Annotated in this window: 22 protein-coding genes; 15 read left to right on the forward strand and 7 right to left on the reverse strand. The window is 67.8% G+C overall.

Annotated elements, in window-relative coordinates; all coding sequences use genetic code 11:
- The first annotated feature begins 12 nt into the window (after positions 1–12).
- Positions 13–1293 (forward strand): citrate synthase, encoded by a 1281-nt coding sequence (locus H6717_29505; GenBank protein ID MCB9581202.1) that lies wholly within the window; start codon positions 13–15, stop codon positions 1291–1293.
- Between the two features lie 78 nt (positions 1294–1371).
- Positions 1372–2097: a hypothetical protein gene (locus tag H6717_29510; GenBank protein MCB9581203.1), complete on the forward strand. Its 726-nt coding sequence runs from the start codon at positions 1372–1374 to the stop codon at positions 2095–2097.
- A 731-nt stretch (positions 2098–2828) separates the two neighbouring features.
- On the opposite strand, the gene H6717_29515 is transcribed toward H6717_29510, so the two are convergent.
- Positions 2829–3881 carry a DUF362 domain-containing protein gene (locus H6717_29515; GenBank protein MCB9581204.1) on the reverse strand — a complete coding sequence of 351 codons (1053 nt, stop codon included), beginning with the start codon at positions 3879–3881 and terminating at the stop codon, positions 2829–2831.
- Positions 3882–3984: 103 nt separating this feature from the next.
- Here H6717_29515 and H6717_29520 point away from each other — a divergent pair, with 103 nt between their 5' ends.
- The 3 genes from H6717_29520 to H6717_29530 all read left to right on the forward strand — a co-directional run bounded on the left by H6717_29520 (position 3985) and on the right by H6717_29530 (position 8003).
- Complete coding sequence (locus H6717_29520; GenBank protein ID MCB9581205.1) at positions 3985–4416, forward strand: zf-TFIIB domain-containing protein; 432 nt, start codon at positions 3985–3987, stop codon at positions 4414–4416.
- Between the two features lie 219 nt (positions 4417–4635).
- Entirely contained in the window at positions 4636–5664 is a 1029-nt protein-coding gene (locus H6717_29525; protein ID MCB9581206.1) for a hypothetical protein, read from the forward strand.
- A gap of 5 nt (positions 5665–5669) precedes the next feature.
- Positions 5670–8003, forward strand: a complete 2334-nt coding sequence (locus tag H6717_29530; GenBank protein ID MCB9581207.1) for a glutamine--tRNA ligase/YqeY domain fusion protein — start codon at positions 5670–5672, stop codon at positions 8001–8003.
- On the opposite strand, the gene H6717_29535 is transcribed toward H6717_29530, so the two are convergent.
- Positions 7972–8883, reverse strand: a complete 912-nt coding sequence (locus H6717_29535) for an SUMF1/EgtB/PvdO family nonheme iron enzyme (protein ID MCB9581208.1) — start codon at positions 8881–8883, stop codon at positions 7972–7974. The genes H6717_29530 and H6717_29535 overlap by 32 nt on opposite strands.
- A 484-nt stretch (positions 8884–9367) precedes the next feature.
- Between H6717_29535 and H6717_29540 the strand changes: the two genes are divergently transcribed.
- Genes H6717_29540 through H6717_29555 form a run of 4 tightly spaced genes read left to right on the forward strand, consistent with a single transcriptional unit; the run spans position 9368 to position 12362 of the window.
- The gene (locus H6717_29540) at positions 9368–9577 is read left to right on the forward strand and encodes a hypothetical protein (GenBank protein MCB9581209.1); all 210 of its coding nucleotides are present in this window, start codon (positions 9368–9370) and stop codon (positions 9575–9577) included.
- A gap of 21 nt (positions 9578–9598) precedes the next feature.
- On the forward strand, positions 9599–10663 hold the full coding sequence (locus tag H6717_29545) for a collagen-like protein (GenBank protein ID MCB9581210.1): 1065 nt from the start codon (positions 9599–9601) through the stop codon (positions 10661–10663).
- Between the two features lie 50 nt (positions 10664–10713).
- Positions 10714–11181 carry a hypothetical protein gene (locus tag H6717_29550; protein ID MCB9581211.1) on the forward strand — a complete coding sequence of 156 codons (468 nt, stop codon included), beginning with the start codon at positions 10714–10716 and terminating at the stop codon, positions 11179–11181.
- Positions 11182–11225: 44 nt separating this feature from the next.
- Positions 11226–12362 (forward strand): glycosyltransferase family 2 protein, encoded by a 1137-nt coding sequence (locus H6717_29555; protein ID MCB9581212.1) that lies wholly within the window; start codon positions 11226–11228, stop codon positions 12360–12362.
- A 1-nt stretch (position 12363) separates the two neighbouring features.
- On the opposite strand, the gene H6717_29560 is transcribed toward H6717_29555, so the two are convergent.
- Positions 12364–13281, reverse strand: coding sequence for a tetratricopeptide repeat protein (locus H6717_29560; GenBank protein ID MCB9581213.1), 918 nt, complete (start codon positions 13279–13281; stop codon positions 12364–12366).
- A 65-nt stretch (positions 13282–13346) separates the two neighbouring features.
- Between H6717_29560 and H6717_29565 the strand changes: the two genes are divergently transcribed.
- The gene (locus H6717_29565; protein ID MCB9581214.1) at positions 13347–13928 is read left to right on the forward strand and encodes an alpha-ketoglutarate-dependent dioxygenase AlkB; all 582 of its coding nucleotides are present in this window, start codon (positions 13347–13349) and stop codon (positions 13926–13928) included.
- Position 13929: 1 nt separating this feature from the next.
- Here H6717_29565 and H6717_29570 read toward each other — a convergent pair whose 3' ends face one another.
- Together H6717_29570 and H6717_29575 are read right to left on the reverse strand one after the other, a co-directional pair.
- Positions 13930–14763 (reverse strand): hypothetical protein, encoded by an 834-nt coding sequence (locus H6717_29570; protein ID MCB9581215.1) that lies wholly within the window; start codon positions 14761–14763, stop codon positions 13930–13932.
- A 131-nt stretch (positions 14764–14894) separates the two neighbouring features.
- Entirely contained in the window at positions 14895–15827 is a 933-nt protein-coding gene (locus H6717_29575) for a hypothetical protein (protein ID MCB9581216.1), read from the reverse strand.
- Positions 15828–15896: 69 nt separating this feature from the next.
- On the opposite strand from H6717_29575, the gene H6717_29580 reads away from it, so the two are divergent.
- The 5 genes from H6717_29580 (at position 15897) to H6717_29600 (ending at position 22444) form a co-directional block, all read left to right on the forward strand.
- Entirely contained in the window at positions 15897–16526 is a 630-nt protein-coding gene (locus tag H6717_29580; protein ID MCB9581217.1) for a hypothetical protein, read from the forward strand.
- A 23-nt stretch (positions 16527–16549) separates the two neighbouring features.
- Entirely contained in the window at positions 16550–16891 is a 342-nt protein-coding gene (locus H6717_29585) for a hypothetical protein (GenBank protein ID MCB9581218.1), read from the forward strand.
- Between the two features lie 4 nt (positions 16892–16895).
- Positions 16896–20144 (forward strand): MFS transporter, encoded by a 3249-nt coding sequence (locus H6717_29590; GenBank protein MCB9581219.1) that lies wholly within the window; start codon positions 16896–16898, stop codon positions 20142–20144.
- Positions 20145–20179: 35 nt separating this feature from the next.
- Positions 20180–21349 carry a metallophosphoesterase gene (locus H6717_29595; GenBank protein ID MCB9581220.1) on the forward strand — a complete coding sequence of 390 codons (1170 nt, stop codon included), beginning with the start codon at positions 20180–20182 and terminating at the stop codon, positions 21347–21349.
- Between the two features lie 75 nt (positions 21350–21424).
- A complete protein-coding gene (locus H6717_29600) occupies positions 21425–22444 on the forward strand; it encodes a Hint domain-containing protein (GenBank protein ID MCB9581221.1) in 1020 nt (339 codons plus the stop codon).
- Here H6717_29600 and H6717_29605 read toward each other — a convergent pair.
- Both H6717_29605 and H6717_29610 read right to left on the reverse strand, forming a co-directional pair.
- Positions 22427–22816, reverse strand: a complete 390-nt coding sequence (locus tag H6717_29605) for a (deoxy)nucleoside triphosphate pyrophosphohydrolase (protein MCB9581222.1) — start codon at positions 22814–22816, stop codon at positions 22427–22429. The genes H6717_29600 and H6717_29605 overlap by 18 nt on opposite strands.
- The gene (locus H6717_29610) at positions 22817–23833 is read right to left on the reverse strand and encodes a hypothetical protein (protein ID MCB9581223.1); all 1017 of its coding nucleotides are present in this window, start codon (positions 23831–23833) and stop codon (positions 22817–22819) included. It abuts the gene before it with no gap.

Raw genomic sequence — 23833 nt, forward strand, 5'->3', positions numbered from 1 at the left:
GGAGCAGGACGCATGGGCAGCACTGCAAAGCTCGTCTACGACGGCAAGAACTACGAGTTCCCGGTCATCGAAGGTAGCGAAGGAGAAAAGGCGATCGACATCGCCGCTCTGCGCAAGGACACCGGTCTCATCACTCTGGACCCGGGGTACGGCAACACCGGCTCGTGCCAGAGCGCCATCACCTTCATCGACGGCGAGAAGGGCATCCTGCGCTACCGCGGGTACCCGATCGAGGAGATCGCCGAGCGCGCTCGCTTCACCGAGGTCTGCTACATGCTGATCTACGGCGATCGCCCGAACATGGAGGATCTGCAGAAGTTCCGTCAGCAGATGACCCTCCATACCCTCATCCACGAGGACATGAAGAAGTTCTACGAGGGGTATCCGCCGGGTGCTCACCCCATGGCCATCATGGCGGCGATGGTCGCGTCCCTCTCCTCCTTCTACAAGGAAGGCAAGACGGACGAAGAAACGGATCTGAACATCATCCGCATCTTGGCCAAGAGCAAGACGCTGGCGGCGTTCAGCTACAAGAAGTCCATCGGCCAGCCTTTCATCTATCCGCGCAACGACATGTCTTGGCCGGCGAACTTCCTGCGCATGATGTTCGCGGTCCCCGCGGAGGAGTACACGGTTCCGAAGGTCTTCGAGGACGCCATGAACCTGCTCCTGATCCTGCACGCGGATCACGAACAGAACTGCAGCACCTCCACCATGCGCATGGTCGGCTCCAGCGGCGCGAACCTGTTCGCGTCCATCTCGGCGGCCATCTGCGCGTTGTGGGGCCCGCTCCACGGCGGCGCCAACCAGGCCGTAATCGAGATGCTCGAGAACATCCAGGCCAGCGGCGGCGACTACCGCGGCTTCTTGGACAAGGTGAAGAGCGGTGACTCCAGTGCGCGGCTCATGGGCTTCGGTCACCGCGTGTACAAGAACTTCGATCCCCGCGCGAAGCTGCTGAAAGCGGCAGCAGACCGCATCTTCGACGAGCTCGGGATCCACGACCCCGCTCTCGACCTGGCCAAGAAGATCGAAGAGGCCGCGCTTTCGGAGGACTACTTCGTTGAGCGCAAGCTGTATCCGAACGTCGACTTCTACAGCGGCATCATCTATCGCGCGATGGGCATCCCCACGGAGATGTTCACCGTGATGTTCACCCTGGGTCGCCTCCCCGGCTGGATCGCGCACTGGCGCGAGCAGCGCAAGGAGGGCGGGCGCATCCATCGGCCGCGGCAGGTGTACATCGGCTCCACCAAGCGGGGCTTCGAGGACCGCGGCACGAAGAAGCTGTGAACCGCGCGTCGGGTCGGGGTCTGCCTCCGACCCGCCGTATGCTTGCTCCCAGAGAGAAAGACGCTCTAACGTCGTCCAGTGACCGAAACCGACGAGCTCGACAGCCTCTGGGACGTACCGGACGACGCGGCGGATCCACCCCCGCCCAAGGCGATCGCGGCAGAGCCGAAGCCGGCCCCCCCGGTGTCCGTGCCGCCGCCGCCCCTCGAGGTGGACGACGGCTGGGACGCGAGCCCGGCGCCGCCAGCGGCCGCGCCGGCCAAGGTCGCCGCGCCGGCCAAGGTCGCCGCGCCGGCCAAGGTCGCCGCGCCGCAGACGGCCAAGGCACAGCCCGCGGCCGCGGCCGAGGCCGCTCCGTCCCTGCCTGGCGGAGCCCGCTCCTTGAAGCAGGCGCTTCGGGCGGCGGATCGCAAGAACAAAAAGCACGCGAAAGCTGCGGGCCGTGCCCGCAAGGCGGAACGCAGGGCGCGCCGCGCCGAAGCGCGACGGGCTCGTCCCGAGCCGGTCGCCCCCAAGCCGCGCCCCGCCGTACCGGCCAAAGCGACGGTTCCCGCGCCGAACCAACAAAAGAAGAAACCGGCCAGCGATGAGCCGGTGACTCAGACGCCCATGTCGAAACACAAGAAGCACAAGCCGCACCGGCGCACGGAGCCGCGGAAGAAGCCGGCGCCACACCCGACCCCCAAGAAGAAGCACGTCGAGCCCGAGGTCGAGGCTCCCGCCCGCAAGGGCAACGTGCTCCTGATCCTGCTGGTCGTGGCCATCGTCGCCGGCATCGTGGTGTTCCTCACCGGCGGCCGCTGACGCCTCTTTTAATCCCAGTGCTCGCCTGAATCGGTCCTCTCTCGCGAAGCGGCGGCTGGGTCAGCGGAGCATCTTCCCACCTGGCAGCTTGTCGGTTCGGCGCGGAATCAGCCCGCGCGCTGGCCGCCTATCGCGGAACGAGCAGCGCCAGGGCACGGCGAAGCAGCTCCTCTTGCGAGAGGGTGCGGGCTTCTCGAGCTTCGCTTTCAGGCTCTCTCTCCGGCCCCGCTCGAGCTCACCGATCAGGGGGGATCGGTCGCGCCCAAATCGGTTGCTATGTAAACTGATTTTCCTACGCCAAAGACCCCCGCGCGTCCCCCTTCTGCCCTTCTCGAGCCTGCCGAACCCTGTCGAATGCAACGATCAGGGGCTTCGGACGCGCCTAGATCAGTTGCTATGTAAACCGATTTCCGTGCACCCCAGACCCCATCAATTCCGCGGGTCCACCCCGGCAAAGCCCACGCCCTTGGTCCAGCGCGCTGCGCGGACGCTGTGCGAACGAGACAGGCGAAATGAGAGCGCGGAGCGTCCGAAAGCTCGTCGACGAAATTCGCATTCGCGGTGTCGAATTCTGTCGTCCGTTCGCGCTCGTCTCGCGGTGCCGTCTTCCGGCCGCTTGGCTTCAGAAGGCCGCGCGCCCGCCCTCGAACGACGCGCGGCAACGGCGGCACGGCCGTCAGCGCTCTCGCCGGGGTGGCGTCCGTGATGGTCAACCCAGGCGAACAGTGGGCTTAGATCGTCACTTCCGTCATTCGGATCTTGCTCTCGGCGTGTACGCCGAGACCGAGATCCGCGGCCTTGGCGATGTAGGTCGGAGCGCGCTTGACCTGCGACAGCGTCTTCAGGCCGTTGTCCTTGCGCGCTTGCTCGATCACCTTCCAGCCGATGGTGTCCATGGCCACCGGATCCGTCGAGACGTAGATGGCGCCGTGGGGAATGCGGCGCTTGGGGTTCTTGTCGAGCGGCCCCTGGTCGTAGATGATCTTGAAGGCATCCGTGATGTGAAGGCGCACCCGGCTCTTCATGATCGGGTGATTGTAGAGCACGGCAATCTGGGGTGACGCATGGTGCGCGTGGTGATCGCTGGGATTGGTGATCGACCCGTGCGTCATGTTCTTGAGGCAGCCGGTGTAGCCGCAGATGGAGTGATCTTTGATCTGCGTCATGTCGATCACCGCGGTGGCCTCCGTGAGGAAGCGCACGTAGCGGGTCTTCACGGTTTCGAACACCGCGATGGGCTTCATGTCCGCGATGGAGTTGCCGTGGATCTCCGCCTTGACGCCCTTGGGCAGCTTGTTGCCCTTCACGTTGATGCGGGTGCCTCGGAGGTAGCTCGGAAACTGCTCGTATACGGTGATCTTCTCCGGCGGGACGCCCATCGCCACCAAGCCTTCCACCACCGGCAAGATCACCTCGAAGTTCACCGCCATGGTGGCGCCGCGCTGACCGGCGATACCGTTCACCTTCACCGCCACCACGTCGTCCTTGTGGATGAACTTGGCGAGAGCATCGGCGATGTTCCCAGCTCCCGTGAAAGTGGTGAGCGCCTTTTCCACCATGCGCCGAGCGATCTCTGGCTTGGGCCACAGCAGGTTCTTGTTCATCATCGACTCGAAGTCGCCCCCCTTGCTGACCTTCACGATCTTGCCGGCCGAGCGCATCGGCGAGAAACCCGGAGGCGGTTTGGCCTCGAAGCTGTCCGCGGCGAACACCGAAGGCGCGGCCGTGACGGAGGCGAGAGCTGCAGAGGCACCGATGAACCCACGACGACTGAGGTCGGACATGGCAGGGAGGATAGCTCAAGCCCGTGAGCGCGTCCGAGTGGCGGCGCGCATCAGCAGGAAAACCAGCTTGCGCGACGGCCGTGGCACTGCGAGCCTGGCTCGCATGACGCTGGGCTCGGCCCCCACCGGCTACCGCAACGGTCCTCTACGCTGCCCGGCGTGCGGAGCCGCCATGTCCGAACGCCTCGCTGCCGTCGCCACAGTGGACGTGTGCGGAGATTGCGGTGGCGTCTTCGTAGATTGGTTCGACGGCGAGGTGAGCACCGCCGTGCTGGGAGCGGATCCGCCCGTACCGCTGGCGCTGCGCGGACAGGGCGACGGCAACTGCCCGCTGTGCCGTACGCCGATGACCGAAGCCACCTACCCGGACGAGGGCGGAGCACGCGTGGCACGTTGCGGCGGCTGCGCCGGCACCTTCGTTCCGCGGGATTCGATGGACGCGATCGTGGCGCTCGGCGCACCAGAGGACGCTCCGTCGGAAGCGTCGCTGCTCGATCAGCTCCTCGGCCGCCTGCGATCGCTGTTCGGTTGGTGAGCGAACCGCGGGCAACATTCGGGCCGCACCTTGCGAACCAGCCAAAAATGGCTATACTGACTTAGTCATCGCGACGTGCGGCGTCCGTTTCATTGGTCGCAGGTCGCACAACAAGTGGTGGTGCGCGGCGTTCCGAAGCTGCCCGCATCCGCGGGACACGCGTGTGTTCAGCACGCGAGCTCGAGCGTAGCCACCGTCACTCGACGAAGGAGATCGTTCATGTCGCTCGCTGCGCCCACTTCCCCGCCGACCCAACACCCCGAGCCCGAGGAGCCCCGGGCTCCCGCGCTGTTCCGCCACAAGAAGCGGAAGGAGTGGGGCCTCGCGATTCTGGCGTGGGACCGCGGCGTCAAACGCGCGTTCCTGTTCGAGGACGGCGAGCTACGGGTGATCGCTCGCGGATTCTTCGGAATGATCGAGGAGATCGATCGTCCGGCGGACGAAGCGCGAGCGCTGATTCGCAAGCTGAGCGCGCACCTGGATGCGCACGCGGCGCGCGCGCTCCTGGGCTCGGACAGCGCGAGCGCCATGACCTTCGACGACCAGATCGGCGTCTTCCGCGCGCTCTACCCCGGCGGCTTCGCCGGGGACGAGTGGCAGAAGGGCGTACGGGGCAAGGGCCAGAAACGTCCGCTCAAGCGTCATCGCGACGCCGCGATCGCACGCGCACAGGAGCTGTTGGCGAAGGACGTGATGGACAAGAAGCTGCTCGCGGGAGACGCGTCCAGCGTGGTGGCGGACATCATCAGCGTGCTCGATGGGACCGATCTGGTGAGCAAGGCGCAAATCCGCCCGCTCACCAAGGTGGCTCCGGCGCGCCACGAAGAGCTGGCGCGAGCGACGCACGACCTGCTCTGGGGTCCGGACGAAGAAGTCCCCCGCATGGCGTCCTTCATCTCGACTCTGGAGTCCTTGATGGGCACGACCCCGAGCTGGCAGCTGGTGACCGCCCTGCCGGCGTTGGTACATCCGAAGCAGGACGTCCCCGTTCGGCCCTCGCGTTTCCGCGACCAGGCCAAGTACATGGCGCCGCGAGTCACGCTCGCCAACACCCCGGACGCCAACGTCTACAGCCGGGTCCTGGGCATGGCGACGATGATCCGTGATCGACTCCAGGACGCAGGTCTCGAACCGCAAGACCTGGTCGACGTCCACGACTTCGTGTGCCTCACGCTGAGCCCCAAGGCTCAGAAGCAGTGGGACGACGCGAAGTCCAGCCTCGCCGCGGCGGACGCCGAAGCCGCCTGACCCCAATGCCCCCTCGCGCGACAGCGCGGGGGGGCGTAGAGTTCGCGGCTCATTCCTTCAGGAGACCGGCCGTGAACGACAGCGACAAGAACGTCGATTTCATCCGCGAGATCGTGGAGGAGGATCTGGCCGCGGGCCGCCATCGGCGCATCGTCACCCGATTTCCTCCGGAGCCGAACGGCTACCTGCACATCGGCCATGCCAAGAGCATCTGCCTGAACTTCGGCATCGCGCGGGACTACGGCGGCAGCTGCCACCTGCGCATGGATGACACCAACCCCACCACGGAGGACGAAGAGTACGTCGCGTCCATCCAGGACACCGTGCGCTGGTTGGGCTTCGACTGGGGGGACAACCTCTTCTTTGCTTCCGACTACTTCGAGCAGCTGTATGCCTTCGCGCAGGAGCTCATCCGCGCCGGCAAGGCCTACGTCTGCAGCTTGAGCGACGAGCAGATCCGCGAGTACCGCGGCACCATCACCGAGCCCGGTCGCCCGAGCCCGTTCCGAGAGCGCAGCGTGGACGAGAACCTCGACCTGTTCGCTCGCATGCGTGCCGGCGAGTTCTCCGACGGAGCCCACGTCCTGCGCGCCAAGATCGACATGGCGTCGCCCAACATGAAGATGCGCGACCCCCTGCTCTATCGCATCCGCCACGCCCACCACTACCGCACGGGGGACGACTGGTGCATCTACCCGCTGTACGATTTCACCCACTGCTTGAGCGACGCCATCGAGGGCATCTCCCACTCCATTTGCACCCTGGAGTTCGAGAACAACCGAGAGCTCTACGACTGGGTGCTCGACAACGTCACGCCGCCCGCGCGGCCGCACCAGTACGAGTTCGCGCGTCTGGCGCTCACGTACACGGTGATGAGCAAGCGCAAGCTGCTCGAGCTGGTGGACAAGAAGCGCGTCTCCGGCTGGGACGACCCCCGCATGCCGACATTGGCCGGGTTTCGTCGCCGGGGCGTCACGCCGGAAGCCATCCGCACGTTCTGTGATCGCATCGGCGTCGCCAAGAACAACAGCACCGTCGACGTAGCCCTGCTCGAGCACACCATCCGCGAAGACCTCAACGAGCGCTCGCCGCGCATGCTGTGCGTGCTCGACCCCCTGGAGGTCGTGATCGAGAATTTCGACGAGCACGAGACGGAAGCGCTCGAGGCGCCGCTGTGGCCTCACGACGTCCCCAAAGACGGCAGCCGGGAGCTGCCCTTTTCTCGGCGCCTGTTCATCGAGCGGGACGACTTCGCGGAGACGCCGCCGAAGGGCTGGCATCGCCTGTCGCCGGGGGCGGAGGTACGGCTGCGCCATGCCTACGTCATCCGCTGCGAGCGGGTGGAAAAGGACGCGAGCGGCCGCATCGAGCGCGTCGTGTGCAGCTATGACCCGAGCACCCGCGGCGGCGCCTCCGGCGGAAAGAAGGTCAAGGGCACCATCCACTGGGTGAGCGCGCCGCACGCCGTGGAGGTGAGCGTGCGCCTCTACGATCGTCTGTTCTTGACCGAGCAGCCAGGCGCCGAGAGCGGCGATCCGCTCAGCGACCTGAACCCCGACTCGTTGCTCGAGAAGCGCGGCTTTGCGGAACCCGCCGTGGCCGCGCTGAGCGCCGGTGAGCGCATCCAGCTCGAGCGCATCGGCTTCTTCTATTGTGACCCGAAGGACTCCAAGCCGGGCGCACCGGCCCTCAATCGCATCGTCGCGCTGAAGGACACCTGGTCGAAGATCGCTGCGCGGGCCACGGGCGCGGCGCCCAAGCCCAAGACGGAAAAGCCCAAGGCGGCATTCGCCCACGCGCCGGAGGAGCTCGGCGGGTTGGCCCGAGATCTGGTGGAACGACACGGCCTGTCCAGTGAGGACGCGCGCATCCTGGGCGACGACGCCGCATTGCTCGGCCTGTTCGAGAGCGCCCTCGGCTTCCACGACAACCCCCGCGGTATCGCCAGCTGGCTCGTGAACGAGCTACCCAGCGACTTCCGGGGCGACGGCGTCGCCCGCCTGCCCTTCGGCGCCGCGGAGGTCGCGGGCCTGGTGCGCCTGGTGGACACGCAGGTCATCAGCGGCAAGATCGCCAAGGACGTGCTGGCGGAAATGCTCCAGAGCGGCAAGGCGCCCGACGCCATCGTGAAGGACAAGGGCCTCGTGCAGATCGCCGACGCCGACGCCCTTGGCCCGGTGGTCGATCGCGTGCTGTCGGAGAACGCCGACACCGTGGAGCGCTACCGCGCCGGCAACAAGAACCTGCTCGGCGCCTTCGTGGGCATGGTCATGCGCGCCACCGGCGGCAAGGCGAATCCCAAGCTGCTCAACGAGCTCTTGCGTCAGAAGCTTTCGTAGCGTCCTTGCAGCAGCGAAAGCCCGTTGAATAGTCGTGATACTTGGCGCCGTGGCCGGGCGTCAGGAACTGACAGCCGCGGCCGTGCTCTTCCGTGGTGCTGAAGAAGCCGCCCATGAAGATGGAGTGCCCGCGGTTGATGTCGATCTTGTCGCGGATGTCGTCGCGCAGCGGGATCTTCTTCTCCAGATCGTGGTCCACGAAGTCGCTCACCCACTCGTGCAGGTTGCCGACCATGTCGTGCGTGCCCCAGTCGCTGCTGCAACCCGCGTACTCGCCGGTCTTGGCCAAGAAGCCTGGCGTGCGGTCCAGCTCGGGCGCATTGAAGTGCTCGGCGAACTTCCAGCGCCGCGGATCACGGCCGAACAGCTTGGACAGCAGGTGCGGCTTGCTGATGTTGCACTGCGCCCGATCGAAGCGCGCTCCGTACGGGTACACGTGCCCCGCCTTGTCCCGACAGGCCCGGTACCACTCGTTCACGCTGCACAGCCGTTTGCCCGCGGCCTCGCACGCCGAGCGCGCCTCCAGCTTGCTGATGTACGCCTGCGGATAGACACCCACGCTCGAAGCCGCGCGATAGCCCACGCCCTCCTCCGGCCGCGTGGCGTGCTCGTGAACGCCGCCGCCGGGCTCGAGCAGGTGCGCTTCCCAGCGGTCCACACACGCCTTGCCCACTCGGGCCATCTCCGAGGGACAACCCTCCAGCAATGCTTCCGGCTTCTCTTGTTGGCTCGCCGCGGGCACGGCGCTCTTCGCCGGCGCGGCACTGACCACCGCCTTCGGCGGCGCGATCTGCGCCGTCACGGGCGCGTCGAGCTCCTTCGCTCGCGCGGAGTCACACCCCACCGCCAGCAGGAACACGAGGCCAGCCACACGCTTCACGCCAAAAGCATGGCACGGCGAAGCTGCGCGGACCGCATTTTCACTTCCCTTACGTGATCTCACGTTGCCATCCGGATCACGGTTCCTGGGCTCCGGCAATGCGCTAATTGCGCCAATCGAACACGCAATGGCGCCATCTCCAGTACCAGTAAACGACGTCGATCACAGGACGCGATCCGGATGGCTTTGCGACGGCAGTTCGAGTACGCAGACTCTCGCACCGGAGCATCCCGCTCCGGATTTTGAGGAGGCAAGCAACTTGGCAAGTGTTCGAACTAGCCTCGCTGTCGTCTTCGCCATTGGCCTCGGGAGCCTTGCGACCATCGGATGCGGATCCGATTCGAGCAGCGCACCTGGAGGCGGTGGCTCGAGCGGCACGGCTGGGACAGCCGGCACAGGCGGCACTGGCGGGATCGGCGGCATCGGTGGTGCCGCAGGCTCCGGCGGTGTCGGTGCGACCGGCGGTACCGGTGGCGTAGGCGGAATGGCTGGAAGCGGCGGAATGGCCGGCTCCGGCGGTACCGGTGGTGCTCCATCGAGCCTGTCCGTGATGGACCTCGTGTCGGGCGGCACCGTGATGACGAGCAGCAACTACCGATTGATCCTGACCACGGGTCAGGGTCCTGGCGGCAACGGCGTCTTGAAGTCCACGAACTATCGCCTCAACGGCGGTTTCGTGGGCGCAACCAACTGACTTGTAGAGGGCAAAAACCACATGGCACGCAAATTTGGACTTCTTGGTGTCTCCGCCGCCGCAGCCACGCTGTTGGCTGCAACGGCCGCCTCATCGGCGGTCCCCGCAAACCTCACCCAGCAAGGCCGCCTGCTCGACAGCACCGGCACCCCGGTCCCCGGCTCGGTTTCGATCACGTTCGCCGTGTACAGCGCGGCGAGCGGCGGCACCGCGCTGTGGACCGAAACCCAGAACGTCACGCTGGACGACGGCTTCTTCAGCGCGCGTCTGGGCGAAGCGACCGCCATCCCGAACACCGTGTTCGACGGCTCCACCCGCTACCTCGGGGTGAAGGTCGGCGCGGACGCGGAGATGACGCCGCGCCAAACCATCGTCAGCGTGCCCTACGCGCTGATGGCGAACAACGCCGTGGGCGACATCACGCCCACCAGCGTGAGCGTGAACGGCACCCAGGTGATCGACGGCACGGGCAACTGGGTCGGCCCCACGGCAGGCCTCGTGGGTCCCACCGGTCCTCAAGGTCCGGCAGGTCCGGCCGGCGCCGTCGGCGCAACGGGCGCACAAGGACCTCAAGGTCCGGCGGGCCCGGCGGGACCGACCGGCCCCACGGGAGCAACCGGCTCCCAGGGACCGCAGGGCGTTCCCGGCGCGCAGGGACCCGTCGGACCCACCGGACCGAGCGGAGTCGTTGGCTACGCGTTTGCGTCCGGCAACGGCAACAATCCGGCGACCACGACCAACTTCATGGGGCCCACGGTCAACGTCACCGTCACCAGCTCCGCGCAGCGGGTGTTTGTGAACGCGAACAAGGCCTTCGGCACGGCGAGTGCAACTGGAGCAACTTCTCTCAACCTCTACGTCTGCTACCGGCTCAGCGGCAGCACCACCACCCCGTCGCTCGTTGGCGGCGCCATTCTCGGAAACCGAGTGACCAACAACACTCGCGTTCCCATGGGTATCAGTGGGGTATTCGGCAATTTGGCGGCGGGTACGTACACCGTCGGCATGTGCGGCTCTTCGAGCGATGCCACCAACTGGAACTCCAACGAGTGGGGTTACACCTCGGCGCTCGTGTTCTTGCCGTAGTCACGCCGTCGCGCGCTCCGCACTAGCGGAGCGCGCGACGTTTTTTTGTCATGAGCAATCAGACTCTCCCCCTCGCCGTCCTCGGCGGCGGCGCGCTCATTGGGCTGGGCCTCTACTTCGGCCTTCGCGAGCGTCCGCCGCCGGCGGACGCCACGTCCGCGAAAGCGCTGCCGGCTGCGAACACCGCCCCGGCGCCGCCAGAACCCAGCGAGCTGCACCAACGATCCAAGGAAGCGGTCCAGCTCGCTTTAAAGAGCGAGCTGGATAGGCGCCACGCTGCCTTGGTCGACCACTGCTGGAAGCCGCTCGCCGCCAAGGACCCCGACCCGGCCTCGGCCAAGCTGAGCTGGAACGGCACCATCGGTGCGAGCGGAAAGCCCGTGGCCTACGGCGTCTCCGAGCACCGCGACGCCTATCGCGCCGGCCTCGCGGAGTGCGTGCAGAAGGACCTTTTGTCGCTTCAAGTCCCGCCCCCCGGCAGCTCCGTGCAAGTGAGCGTGGACATTCAGCTGCCCTGACGGAAGACTCGGCCGCCATGGCCAAGGCCACGGTCTGCCTGAACATGATCGTAAAGAACGAAGCGCGGGTCATCCGCCGCTGCTTCGAGTCCGTGCGTCCCTTCATCGACGCCTGGGTGATCGTGGACACGGGCTCCACCGACGGCACCCAGGAGCTGATCCGCGAAGAGCTCGCTGACGTACCCGGCGAGCTGTTCGAGCGGCCGTGGAAGAACTTCGGGCACAACCGCTCCGAGGCGCTGGAGCTCGCCCGCGGTCGCGCGGACTACACCATGATCATCGACGCGGACGAGATCCTGATCCCCGCGCCCGGCTTCACGATGCCGGAGCTCACGGCCGACGAGTACATGACGCTGCACGAGGCCGGCAAGAGCAGCACGGCGTTCTTCCTGACGCAGCTGGTGAAGAGCGAGCTGCCGTGGCGCTTCGACGGCGTACTGCACGAGGTCATCGCCTGCGACGTCCCCCACTCTACCGAGAAGCTCAAGGGCCTGGTGTGCAAGGGCTTCTTCGACAGCGCGCGCAACGCCGATCCCAAGGCGAAGTACGAGAGCGACGCGCGGGTGCTCGAGCAGGCTCTGAAGGACGAGCCCGACAACGCACGCTACGTGTTCTACCTGGCGCAGAGCTACCGCGACGCCGGGCAGCTCGAGCAAGCCGTCGAGACCTATCGGCGCCGCGTGACCCTGGGCGGCTGGGACGAAGAGGTCTGGTACGCCCAGTACCAGGTGGGCGTACTGCTGGAGCGCCTCGGAGGAGATTTCGGGCCTGCCCTCGAAGCCTATCTCGCGGCGTATCAGCTGCGCCCCACCCGTGCCGAGCCGCTGTGCGAGCTCGCCCGGCACTACCGTCAAGAGAAGCAGTACCCCTTGGCCCACCTGTTCGCGCGGCGCGCGCAGGAGATCCAGCGGCCCAACGACATCTTGTTCCTGGACGAGTCCGTCTACGCTTGGCGCGCCATCGACGAGCTGGGCGTGGCCGCCTACTACGTTGGGCGCCACGAGGAAGCGCTGGCCGCTGCGGATCTGCTCCTGGGCGGCGGTCGACTGCCGGAAACGGAGCTGGCTCGCGTCACGGAGAACCGCAAGTTCGCCGTTGACGCTCTGGGCACTTCGCTGCTCCCGAAAAAGCACTCGAAGGGCAAGAAGCCCCACAAGCAGAAAAACAAGAAGCGGCGCTGAATCAGGGAGCGCCGGAAGCCCCCGGGGCCGCTTGAGTCACGCCCAAGATGCCCTTGAGCCGCACCACGCGGTCGTCGCTGGGCCCGAGGAGCTCTTCGAGCTTCTCGAGGTGGTGCCTTGCTTCGTCGCCAGCGCCCACGGAGTGTGTCAGGAGCGCCAGGTTGAAGCGGGCGTCGGCGTGCTCGGGCTCCACTCGCAGCACCTCCAAGTACTTCTCTCGCGCTTCGCGATACTGGTTCTGTGCCCCGGCGACCACGCCGAGATTGAAGAGGGCGTCGACGTCCTTCGGATCCGCACCGAGCATGGCCTCGAACTCGGTCTTCGCCGTCGCGAGATCCTTCTTTCGGAACGCGATCAGGCCGAGCAACAAGTGCGCTGGAGCACCGCGACCGCGACCGACGGCCTGCCGAGCCATGGCCTCGGCTTGATCGGCTTGGCCGCGCTTGTACGCCGCCTCGGCCAGGGCGTAGCTGGCGTAGCCGTTGCTCGCGTCCTTGCTCAGGACCGCGGCCGCGGCCGTGTCGGCAGCAGCCGCTTGGCCGGCCCGCGCCAGCGCTTCGGCTTCTTCCCCGGCGAGGGACGCACGACACGCGCCGTCGGCGCCCTGGATCACAGCGAGCGCCTCCTTGCCGAGCCCACGATCGAGAGCCCGGTGGGCGGCCTCGGTGCGACACGGGCAGCTCTCCGGCGCGCTGGCACAGGCCGCTCGCACCTTCTGGCCGTCCGCTCGATGGTGGCCTTGCTCCAGCGCCTGCACGACGCCAGCGTGTACGCCGGATACCGGCTCCGCGGACGTTGCGCCCTCCGCCGAGTGGCGCTCGGGCGCGAGGCGCTGCCGAAGCACCAGCGCCCCGACGACGACCACGACCAGCGCGAGCGCAACGATCAGCGGCAAGGAGCTCTGGGACTTCTGGCTCATCGCGCGGAACATAGACCAGCTCGACGGCCGGCGGCATAGTCGAAGCGCGCCGAATGACTACCCGCATGCTGGACCTTGGCGGCACCGCCCGCGTGAGCGTCGACCCCGATTGGCTGTGCACCGAAGCCGCCGAGCGTCTCCAGCGCGATCTGGTGCGACAGCTCCGTTGGGAGCAGCGGGACGTCGTACTCTTCGGCCGCCGCGTGTCGCAACCTCGGCTCATCGCCTGGTGCGGAGAGCTCGGTTACCGCTACAGCGGCCAGACCCTGGAGCCCCGCGCCGCACCGGGGGCGCTCGCCGAGGTGCTCGCCCGGGTGGTCCGGGAAACCGGCACCGAGTTCAACCACGTGCTGGTCAACCGCTACCGTGACGGCAACGACGGCATGGGCCTGCACGCCGACGACGAGCCCGAGCTGGGCCCGGACCCCGTGGTCGCTTCGCTATCGCTGGGCGCCACCCGCCGCTTCGTGCTGCGCCCACGGAACCGCAAGCACCCACCCCTGAGCGTGGAGCTCGAGAGCGGCACGCTGCTGGTCATGCACGCCGGGACTCAAGCCTCGCATCGCCACGGAATACCCAAGACGACGCGCCCCGTCGGCGAGCGGCTGAGCCTGACGTTCCGCCGGCTGCTCCGCGCGCCGGGTTGAGCTACTGCGCGCCGCCCAGGATCACCCGCACCGACACGCGCCGCAGCTTGGCATCCGCGGGCTTGGCCGCCGTGCCCGAGCCGAACACGGATTGCGTCAGCGAGATCACCACCATGCGGTGGGGATCCACGCCGGCGGCGGCAATGCGATCCTTCACCGCGCGTGCACGCGAGTCCGCCAGTCCAATTTGCTCCCCAGGAGAGACCTGGCCGATGACCGCCACGCACTCCAGCGTGGGATTCGCCTTCATCCGCGCCGCAATGCCCTGCACCAGCGGCTCTGCGTTGGCGCCGAGCTCCGCCGAGTTGGCTTCGAACTCGAAGTACTCCGGCATGGTGCTGGTCCCGCCCAGGTCACCGCGCACCGTGTCTTGTGTGGCCGAAGACTCGATCTTCTGACAGCCCACGGGCCCCGCCGGCGCCGTGCTCGCGGTCCGCGAGGCATCGAAGGGCGGCACCGACACGACCAGCTTGCCCGGAACGCAGGTTCCGGGCGGCGGCGCCTGGAGGTGACACGCCGCGGGCATGCTGTGCTCCAGGTGATCGCGCAGCGCTTGTTCCTGGCTGGCCATCACCGTGACCTCGTCCCGCAGCTCCGGCGGCGTGAAGGTCGAGTGCTCCGGGTTTTCCTGCGGCGTGTAGATCACCTCCATCACGACGTGGGGTGCCGGGAACTCCGCCTCGCGGATCTTGGTGACGGAACGGAGAGTGCACACGCCGCTCCATTCTTCCGCGGCGCAGCCGGACCCTTCGCTGGGGCCACCGCACGCCAGGGCCAAGAGGCCGAGACCGATGCCGAAGAGGGTCGCAGTCGAGATCCGAAGCCAGCGAGACATGCTGGGAGCCTACCCCAAGCGCCCCCGCGAGCCACCCCGCAGCGCGCCCTCCACTGCCGTTCGTCAGTGGCGTTTCCGCGCCGCGGCGACATCCAAGAATTCGGTAGCGAGGTCTTGTCGGGGCGCCGCGGTCACGGCACGAGCACGACGGCACCATCGACGATGGCCACGTCGCCGTCGTGCTTCACCAGGATCCCGTCGAGGGCCTGATAGCCGTCGGCGCGGAACGGCCCCGCTTCGGTCGAGAGCCAGCCGTCGCCAATGGGACGGAAGCGTGCAAAATGCGTCACCAACGTGTCGCCGGACCAGGGCGCGGGGTCGTGGATCGCGAGCACGCCGGGCGCGGGATTTCCGCCGGCGTCCACGTCCATGCCCACCACCGTGAGCCAGTGACCGCCGTGGCGACGCCACACCCCGCCGCGGGGGCTCGGCTGATACCAGCCCACGTTGAGCCACGCCACGCCGCCGCTCTCGAGAGCTTCTCGGATGAAGCCGATCTGCGCGATCTTGTCGTTGCCGGAGTACTTCGCGGGGTGCGCGCGCCAGCCCTGGTACTGAAGTCGATGAAAACCGAAGCCCGCGTCCTTCATGTAGCGAGCAAGGCCTTCGAGCACGGCGGCGGCGCCGGTTCCGCTGTTGGCTCCGGTGGCCATGTAGCGGCGGGAGCCGAGGCGACGCACCAGCTCGAGCTGGCGCGCGTGGTCGTCGTCACCGGCGGGCGCGAGCCCTTGGTAGCCGTGCTCCGAGAGCCACATGAGGGAGTTGGAGACCGCGACCGGCCCACAGTAGGAGCCACCGCCCCCGGGCAGCCCCAGCTCGGGATCCGTCTGCGTGAGATCCGGCATGTCGTGGACGTGGGCCTTCAAGGCGGCGCGGCGCTTCTCGAGGGCGCGCTCGGCCGCCAACATGCGGGACGTCGAGCCGTAGGCGATGCTGGCGGCGGGCGCTCCGAGGCCCACGTCGAGGGCCCGGTCGGCCGGCGCGGCGGAAGCGAGACCCAGGGGCAAGCCGGCCAGAACGGCGGCGATGACCGCGACGGATCCGAGAGCGAACGCACGACGCATGAGCGGTGGCAGCGTACGCAGCGGCGGGCCGAGGTGTCAAAGTCGTTGGCTTGTCTTACGCTGTGCCCCGTGAAGCCGCTGGTCTACGCGATGGTGCTCCTGGCGGGCGCGTGCAGCCGCTCCCGAGGGGCTGAGGAAGCGCCGCCCCCGGCCGTGATGGTGCCCCCGGCGGCGAGCTCCGTCACAGCTCCCGCAAAGAAGCCCGCCGAGACGCTCGAACGCTTCTTGGCCACGGTTCGGACCGCGCTCGAGACGCGGGACGTCGCCACCCTGGCCCGATATGCGGCGCCGGGGGGCATCCGCTTCGATCCCTACGCGTTCATCGCGCCGGAGCCCACCGTGGTGCTCACGCCGAACGAGCTTCGAGGAGCCCTGACGGATCCCACGCTGAGGAAGTTCGGGGCCTACGATGGCTCGGGCGAGCCGATCGTCATGACCTTCGCGGAGTACTTCGACAAGTTCGTCCGCATCCCGGATCTCGAGCACGCCCAGCGAGCCGTCGACTCCACGATTGGCTCCGGAAACACACCGAGCAACTTGAAGCAGGTGTTTCCCGACGCCTCCTTCGTGGAGTTTCACCACGCGGGCAGCGACCCGAAGTACGAGGGCATGGATTGGCAGAGCGTGCGCGTGGTGTTCCGGCGCGACGGGGATCATTTCCGGATCCTCGCCATCATCCACGACCAGTGGACGATCTGAGCACCGTCGGGCAGGATTGAACCGTGCGTGTGCTCGATGGCCACCATGCCGTGCTCGAAGAGGAGCGCCGCCTCGACGACCGCGGCGGCAAGAAGTTCGACCGATTGGCCTTCGCCCGCTGGGCCCTGTCGAAGCTCGCGCCCCGGCGCATGACGGTGGCCATCTATCGGGGCGCCCGTGAGCTACGCGTGGAGCGCGGGCGCGATCTCGCCGGCGGGCCGGACGCGCGCTGGGCGATCGTGGGCATTCCGGAGCATGCCAGCCGGGAGCACATCGCCGTGGCGCTGGCCGAGCTCGCCGGAGCGACCGATCATCCCTACGTCGTGGACCTGCTCCTCGGCACGGAGCCCGAGCCCGTGAGCTGACGCGATGACCAAGGAGTCCGCTCTCGAACGCTGGCTCTCGGTGCTTTCCATACGCCCCGGCGAGGGGCGCCGCACGCTGCTCCTGTTTCTGTATCTGCTGATGGCGTCGGCGGTGTTCATCCTCGGCCGCACTGTCCGCGACACCCTGTTTCTGAGTCGATATCCGATCAGCGCGTTGCCGTGGATGTTCGTACTGTACGGCGCCGCGTCGGCGGTGACGGCCATCGTGTACGGCCGCTACGCGGACCGGGTTCCCCGTCACGTGATGATCGGCGCCTCCGTGGCCATCGGAATCGGCAGCTACGTGGGCGTCTGGGCTCTGGTGCGCCTCGGGCAAAGCTGGATTTACCCGGTGTTCTACGTTTGGTCCGAGGTGGCGGCGAACCTGTTCATCGTGCAGTTCTGGACCCTGGCCAACGATCTCAACGATCCCCGCAGCGCCAAGCGGCTGTTCGGACTCATCGGCTCGGCGCGGGTGCTCGGCACGGTGGTGATCGGCACCACGACGGGAATCGTGGTGCGCGCCATCGGCACCGAGCAGCTCCTGTTCGTGCTGGCGGCATTGATGGCGGCCATCGGCGCCCTGGCCTTCGCTCTGCGACGCGAGAAGAAGGTGGAGCCGGTACGGGCGCCGTCTCGCCACCCGCAGAGGTCGCCGTCGGTAGCGAGGGATCCCTACGTTCAGGCGCTGGCGGCCTTCCTGCTGCTCACGTTCACGGCGCTGACGGTGGGCGACTATCAGTTCAAGGTGATCGCCCGCGCCACCTACCAAGAAGACAGACTCGCGGAGTTCTTCAGCCTGTTCTACGCCGTCACCGGCATCGTTTCCTTCCTGTTCCAACTGTTCGTCACGCCGCGCGTGCTGCGGCGCCTGGGCGTCGCTTGGGGCATGGGGGTGATGCCGGGAGTGTTTGGCCTTGCGAGCATCACGCTGCCGTTCCTGACCACGCTGCCCGTGGCCAGCGTGATGAAGTTCGCGGACAACGGCTTCCAGTACACCATTCACGACACCACCCTGCAGGCGCTGTACGTGCCCTTCCCGGCGCAGGCCAAGGCGAAGACCCGCGCCCTGTTGGACGCGGTGGTGAAGCCCTGCTCCTACGGCGCCGGGGGTCTGGTGCTGATCCTGCTCGCCACCCGCCTCGACGTGGGTCAGCTTTCCTACGTGACCGCCGTCGTGGTCACAGCTTGGCTCGCCGTCATCCCGCTGGTGCGGCGACGGTACCTCGCCGCGCTCAAGTCGACCCTGAGCACCTACGGTTCCCTCGAGTCGGACTCCGAGTTCCTGCTCGACGCAGCGGGGCGCCAGGCCTTGTTCGACGTCTTGAAGGCGGGAACACCACGACAAATATTGACGGCCCTCGAGCAGCTCGAAGCGGACAATCCGCCCGAGCTGTCCCGAGCGCTCAGCGGACTCTTGGCGCACCCCCACCCGGAGGTACGGAAGAAGGCCTTGGCCCTGGCCTGCTCGCAGCCGGACGCCGCCGCCGACGTGGCCGCCAGGGCGATCCGCGATCCCGAGCCCACGGTGCGGGCCGCCGCGGCGCGCGCGCTGGCGGATCTGCGCGGCGACGAAGTGGTCGACGTGCTGGTCGAGCTGATCGACTCACCTCACACGGACGTGCGCGTGGCGGCGCTCTCGGGCCTGTCGCGGCGCGGGGGCGTGGATGGACAGATTGCCGCGGGCAAGCGCCTCGGCGAGCTGTTGGCGGGGAGCGCGACCGCTCGTGTCGAGGCGGCCCGGGTGCTGGCGGAGCTGTCGAACGACGCTTTTCGACCGCTGCGAAACCTGCTCAATGACGAGGATCCCTCCGTGCGGCGCGCCGCCCTCAAGGCCTGTGCCGGCGTGGCCGACCCGCGCCTGGCCCCGGATCTCGTGGCTCAGCTCGCGGATCCGGCGTGTCGCGTGCGCGCCGCCGGCGCCCTCGTCGCCATCGGGTCGCCCTGTGTCGATCTGTTGGCGGACACCTTGTCCGACTCGAACGCGCCGCGGCCGGTACGTCTGCTGATTCCGCGCATCCTGAGGCGCATCGTCGCGCCCGAATGCTACGCGCGGTTGCGTGCCCAAGTCGACGTCGAGGACAGCCACCTGAGGCTGCGGATCTTCGCCGCCCTCGCCGCCCTCCGCGAAGCGCTGGCCCTACCGCCGGAACCGAAGGACTGGGTGCTCGGCCTGTTGGAGAGCGAGATCCGCCGAGGCTACCGCAACCTGGCGGCCTGGGAGTCGGCGCGAGAGACGCTGAGCACTCCGCTCCTGGACGAGGAAATGAGCTTCCGGCACCAGCGCGCGATCAAGCGCGTGCTGCGCGCCCTCGAGCTTCGCTTCGAGCGGCCGGCGTTGCGCCTGGTGCGCGATCGCATCGGCGACCCGCGCCGCCACGCCAACGCCGTGGAGGTGCTCGACGCGCTTCTCGACCCGCGCATGCGGCCGATGGTGATGCCGTTCTTCGACGACATCTCCGTTCCGGAGCGCTTGACCCGCGCCGGCGGCTTCGCGCCGAAGGCGCTCAGCGTCGAGGAGTTCGCTCGCGAAGAGACGGAGCACCCGAACCCTTACGTCGCGCTGGTGGTATACGACAGCCTGGGCAAGCACCTGCCAGCTCTCGCCGCCGAGCTCGCGCAGAAGGGCCTTTCGCGCCCGGAGCCCCTCGTCCGCGAAGGCGCCCTGCGGGCGCTGGCTGCTGCAGAGCCGGACCGCGCGCGCGTCGCGCTGGAACGCCTGCTCGACGATCATGACCCGACCCTACGTCACCACGCTCAGGCGCTCCTGGCCGAGCTGGATGGAAACTCGGAGGCAACCATGCACTCGACGGTCGAGAAGATCCTGATCCTGAAGAGCGCCCCAGTGTTCGAGAAGGTGGCGGGAGAGGATCTCGCTCCTTTGGCCCGCGTGGCGTCGGAAGAAGTGTACGCGGACGGCGAACGGGTGTTCGAGGAGGGAGAGGTGGGCGACTCGCTGTTCGTGATCGTCCGCGGTCGCGTCGCGATCGTGACGGGCAGCGAGAAGATCGCCGAGCTGGGTCCGGGAGAGGCCTTCGGCGAGATGGCGGTGCTCGACAGCGCTCCGCGCAGCGCGTCCGCCGCCGCCGAGGGCGAGGTCGAGCTGCTGCGCATCGGTAGTGAAGAGTTCTACGAGATCCTCCACGAGCAAGTGGAGATCGCAGAGGGCGTGATCCGCATGCTCACCCAGCGGCTGAGGGAGAGCACGGCACAGCTGTCCCAGGACCGCGCTGCGCCGCTCTCCGTCCTCTGATTGCGCGACCCCGAGCTCGCGCGTATGGTCCGCGCATGCGTGGTGCAATTGCGGGTTGGGCCGGCGTGTCACTGGTGTGCTTCGCGGGATGGATTTCCGCCTGCTCTTCTTCCGGGGAGGATCCGACGACGAGCGCCGGGGGCAGTGGTGGCGCCTCTAGCGGCGGCGCGGCAGGCAGCGCCAGCGGCGGTGCGGCAGGTAGCGCCGGTGCAGCAGGCAGCGGCGGTGCGGCAGGCAGCGGCGGTGCGGCAGGCAGCGGCGGCGCGGCGGGCAGCGGCGGCGCGGCGGGTAGCGGCGGTGCAGCGGGCAGCGGCGGTGCAGCAGGCGGCGGCGGTGCGGCAGGCGGTGGCGGTGTGCCAGGCCAGAGTCTACGCTTCGCGGCCATCGGGGACACCGGCAAGGGCAACGACGGCCAGAAGCAAGTCGCCGCTGCGATCAAGAACAAGTGCGACGCGGAGGGCTGCGACTTCGTCCAGCTCCTGGGCGACAACATCTACGACAGCGGCGTGAGCTCCACGACGGACGCCCAGTGGCAAACCAAGTTCGAAGAGCCCTACGCCAACATCACCCTCCCCTTCTGGGTCGTGCTCGGCAATCACGACTACGGCGGCAATGGCCTGGGCTACGAGCTTCCCAAGGCAGACGTCCAGGTGGCCTACAGCCAGGTCTCCAACAAGTGGACCCTCCCGGCGAAGTACTACAAGCACCCCGCAGCCAGCGTGGACTTCTTCGGTCTGGACACCAACGCAGCGATGTTCGGCCTCGTGGGCCAACAGAAGACGGACGTCAGCAACTGGATCGCGGCATCCACAGCCACGTGGAAGATCGCGTTCGGCCACCACCCCTACAAATCCAATGGGCCCCACGGCAACGCCGGCAGCTACGACAACCTGCCCTTCATTCCCGGCGCCAACGGCGCGGGGGTGAAGGACCTGTTGGAAACCACCGTGTGCGGCAAGGCCGACGTCTACATCTGCGGCCACGACCACAGCCTCCAGTGGCTCACGCCGACGTGCAACGGCACGGAGTTGATCGTATCTGGCGGGGGCGCCTCCAATACCGACTTGCCGGGTTCGAACCCGAGCTACTTCCAGGCGGCGCACATCGGCTTCTTGTATGTCGTGATCGAAGGCAAGAAGTTCCACGGCGAGCTCATCGACGAGACGGGCAAGGTTCTGTTCAGCCGAGACATCGTCAAGCCGTAGCGGTGTTGAACACTTTCGGACATGGCTCTGCTTGCCGCCTCGGATGAGGCACACTCGGGTTCGGGAGGAACGATGATGATGCGACGCTGGGTGATGGTGATGGCAGTGCTGGCCGCGGGCTGCGGGAGTGACGACTCGTCGGGGAGCGGTGGCACCGCTGGTAAGGACGCCGGGAGCGGCGGCAGCGCAGGGTCGGCAGGCAGCGGTGGCTCTGGAGCCACGGCGGGCACCGCGGGCAGCGGCGGCCTGGCCGGTACCGGCGGGGGCACCGCGGGCAGCGGCGGCATGTCAGGCAGCAGCGGCACGGCAGGCAGCGCAGGAGCCGCAGGCGGAACTGCGAGCTGCGACAGCACGAACTGCGAGTGGACCTGCTGTGGCGACCAGTGCGTCAATACCACCAACGACTTCAAGAACTGCGGCGCCTGTGGCAAGGCGTGTACGGGGCAGAACCCATTCTGCGATAACGGCACCTGCAAACCGAACCCGCCCTGCGATAGCGGCACTCAGTGCCCCGGCGTCGCGCTTTGCTGCGGGGGGAACTGCTGCGCCGCGGGCGACATCTGCTGCGACGTTCCGGGGCCGGTGGTCACTGGCGTCGCGTGCACGAAGCCCACTGCCGAAGGGAGCTGCCCCCTGGGTTGCAAGACCTGCGTGTGCACGTCGCCCGATACGCCCATCGCCACGCCAAGCGGTGAACGCGCCATCGCCGAGCTCCGCGTCGGGGACCTGGTCTACAGCGTCGACCACGGCGCCACGGTGGCGGTGCCCATCCGCGCCATCCACAGCCAGCCGGCACGCTCACACCACGTGATGCACGTCGTGCTCGACGGCGGGCGCACTCTGGACATCAGCCCCGGACACCCCACGGCCGATGGCCGCCGCTTCGGCGAGCTGCGAGCCGGCGAGGCGCTGGACGGCGTCGGCATCCGGAGCGTCACCTTGGTGCCCTACCCCCACTCCCGCACCTACGACATCCTGCCGGACTCCGACAGCGGCACCTACTTTGCCGCCGGGGCGCTGATCGGCAGCACGCTGCAGAAGGGCGCGGATCCCAGCCAGGCGTGCTCCGCGAGCACGCTACCCACCAGCCGCTAGACGCGACGCGACGGCGGCGACGATGGGAACGTCGGCCTCGGCCCAGGCGAGCTCGGACAGCTCGTCGGGGCCGAGCCAGCGGAGCTCGGCGTGCTCGCGCGCTTCCGGCACGCCGTCGACCCGTTCGGCAAGGTACACGTCCAGCACCACCGACGCCGTCTCACCGCGACCGATCCACTCGCCGATACGGGCGTCGATGCCGAGCTCCTCGGCCAGCTCGCGCGCCAGCGCGCGCTCCGGGCTCTCGCCCGGAGCTACCTTGCCACCCGGAAACTCCCAGGCCAACGGCGCGCTCATCGTCGCCGAGCGCTGCGCCACGAGGCAGCGCCCGGCTTCAATCAGCGCGGCACCGACGACCGCGACTCGCGCCACTCACTGATACCAGGTGCACTTGCCCTGAACGCAGCCGCAGCCGCCCACGTTCATGGGCTGGGTGCACTCGCAGGTGCTGATCCCCGACGAGACGGCGGGGTTATAGCAAAGCTCACCGCCGCATCCGCCGCCCACGCAGTCCGCGTCGGTGGTGCAGCTGTCGTTGCTGTTCTTCACGCAAGCGCCGGTGGCGGGCACGCGGGTCGTGCACTGTGCGGCGTAGTCGTCGCAGCAGTCGCCGTAGTACTTGCAGACGCTGTCGCAGTAGCAGCTCTTGTCCGCGCTCACGCCGCCGCAGTGCCCCGCGCAGCTGTTGGTCGCCGGGGGTGCGTCCACACACATTCCGCCGCAGTCCGCGCCGCCGTTCTTCGGGTCGCAGCCATCGCCGGGCACGTCCACGCACTCCTGCCCTGCCGGGCATTGGATGCCCGCGAAGCCGCCGCAGAACGCGCCGCTCGGCGGGCACTCGGCGATCTCCCAGCCGCAAGTGCCATCGTCGTTCTTCAAGCACTTGCCCGTCGGACCGGCAACGTTCTTGCCGTCGGGGCACAGCTTCGTGGGCATGCCGGGCGCTGGGCCGCACAAGTCCGCTGCGCACTCGCCGCCCACGGGGACGTCGTCCACGCAAATGCCACCGCAGTCGGCGCCACCGTTGTTCGGATCGCAGCCGTCGTTCGGATCGTCCACGCACACCTTGCCATCGGGGCACGGCAGGTTCGCGAAACCGCCGCAAGTCGTGGAAGTGGGCTCACACACCGCCTTCTTGTCCGCACAGCAGTCGCCGTACGTGACGCAGGCCGCGTCGCACCAACAAGACCCGTTCTTGCTCTTGCCCCCACAGTATTTCTTCGAGCCCCATTGGGCTTGGCAGCTCCCCGGTGGGGGTCCCTTGCCCAGATGCAGGTCGCGACGTTCCGACTGGGACACGCCCTCGTCCGGCGCTGGGGGACCGTCCGTCGCCGCAGAGCAACCGATCGCGAGCAGCGCCAACGCGCCGAACCAGTAAGTCTTGGTCAT

The sequence above is a fragment of the Polyangiaceae bacterium genome, assembly GCA_020633235.1.
Lineage (GTDB): Bacteria > Myxococcota_A > Polyangia > Polyangiales > Polyangiaceae > JACKEA01.

Excerpts from the sequence above, each read along its gene's own strand:
- H6717_29570 (MCB9581215.1), bottom strand. The coding sequence starts at position 14,763 with ATGTCTCGCTGGCTTCGGATCTCGACTGCGACCCTCTTCGGCATCGGT.
- H6717_29515 (MCB9581204.1), bottom strand. The coding sequence starts at position 3,881 with ATGTCCGACCTCAGTCGTCGTGGGTTCATCGGTGCCTCTGCAGCTCTC.
- H6717_29525 (MCB9581206.1), top strand. The coding sequence starts at position 4,636 with ATGTCGCTCGCTGCGCCCACTTCCCCGCCGACCCAACACCCCGAGCCC.
- H6717_29560 (MCB9581213.1), bottom strand. The coding sequence starts at position 13,281 with ATGAGCCAGAAGTCCCAGAGCTCCTTGCCGCTGATCGTTGCGCTCGCG.
- H6717_29565 (MCB9581214.1), top strand. The coding sequence starts at position 13,347 with ATGCTGGACCTTGGCGGCACCGCCCGCGTGAGCGTCGACCCCGATTGG.
- H6717_29505 (MCB9581202.1), top strand. The coding sequence starts at position 13 with ATGGGCAGCACTGCAAAGCTCGTCTACGACGGCAAGAACTACGAGTTC.
- H6717_29595 (MCB9581220.1), top strand. The coding sequence starts at position 20,180 with ATGCGTGGTGCAATTGCGGGTTGGGCCGGCGTGTCACTGGTGTGCTTC.
- H6717_29600 (MCB9581221.1), top strand. The coding sequence starts at position 21,425 with ATGATGCGACGCTGGGTGATGGTGATGGCAGTGCTGGCCGCGGGCTGC.
- H6717_29575 (MCB9581216.1), bottom strand. The coding sequence starts at position 15,827 with ATGCGTCGTGCGTTCGCTCTCGGATCCGTCGCGGTCATCGCCGCCGTT.
- H6717_29550 (MCB9581211.1), top strand. The coding sequence starts at position 10,714 with ATGAGCAATCAGACTCTCCCCCTCGCCGTCCTCGGCGGCGGCGCGCTC.
- H6717_29555 (MCB9581212.1), top strand. The coding sequence starts at position 11,226 with ATGATCGTAAAGAACGAAGCGCGGGTCATCCGCCGCTGCTTCGAGTCC.
- H6717_29540 (MCB9581209.1), top strand. The coding sequence starts at position 9,368 with ATGGCTGGAAGCGGCGGAATGGCCGGCTCCGGCGGTACCGGTGGTGCT.
- H6717_29590 (MCB9581219.1), top strand. The coding sequence starts at position 16,896 with ATGACCAAGGAGTCCGCTCTCGAACGCTGGCTCTCGGTGCTTTCCATA.
- H6717_29545 (MCB9581210.1), top strand. The coding sequence starts at position 9,599 with ATGGCACGCAAATTTGGACTTCTTGGTGTCTCCGCCGCCGCAGCCACG.
- H6717_29610 (MCB9581223.1), bottom strand. The coding sequence starts at position 23,833 with ATGACCAAGACTTACTGGTTCGGCGCGTTGGCGCTGCTCGCGATCGGT.
- H6717_29520 (MCB9581205.1), top strand. The coding sequence starts at position 3,985 with ATGACGCTGGGCTCGGCCCCCACCGGCTACCGCAACGGTCCTCTACGC.
- H6717_29530 (MCB9581207.1), top strand. The coding sequence starts at position 5,670 with ATGCCCCCTCGCGCGACAGCGCGGGGGGGCGTAGAGTTCGCGGCTCAT.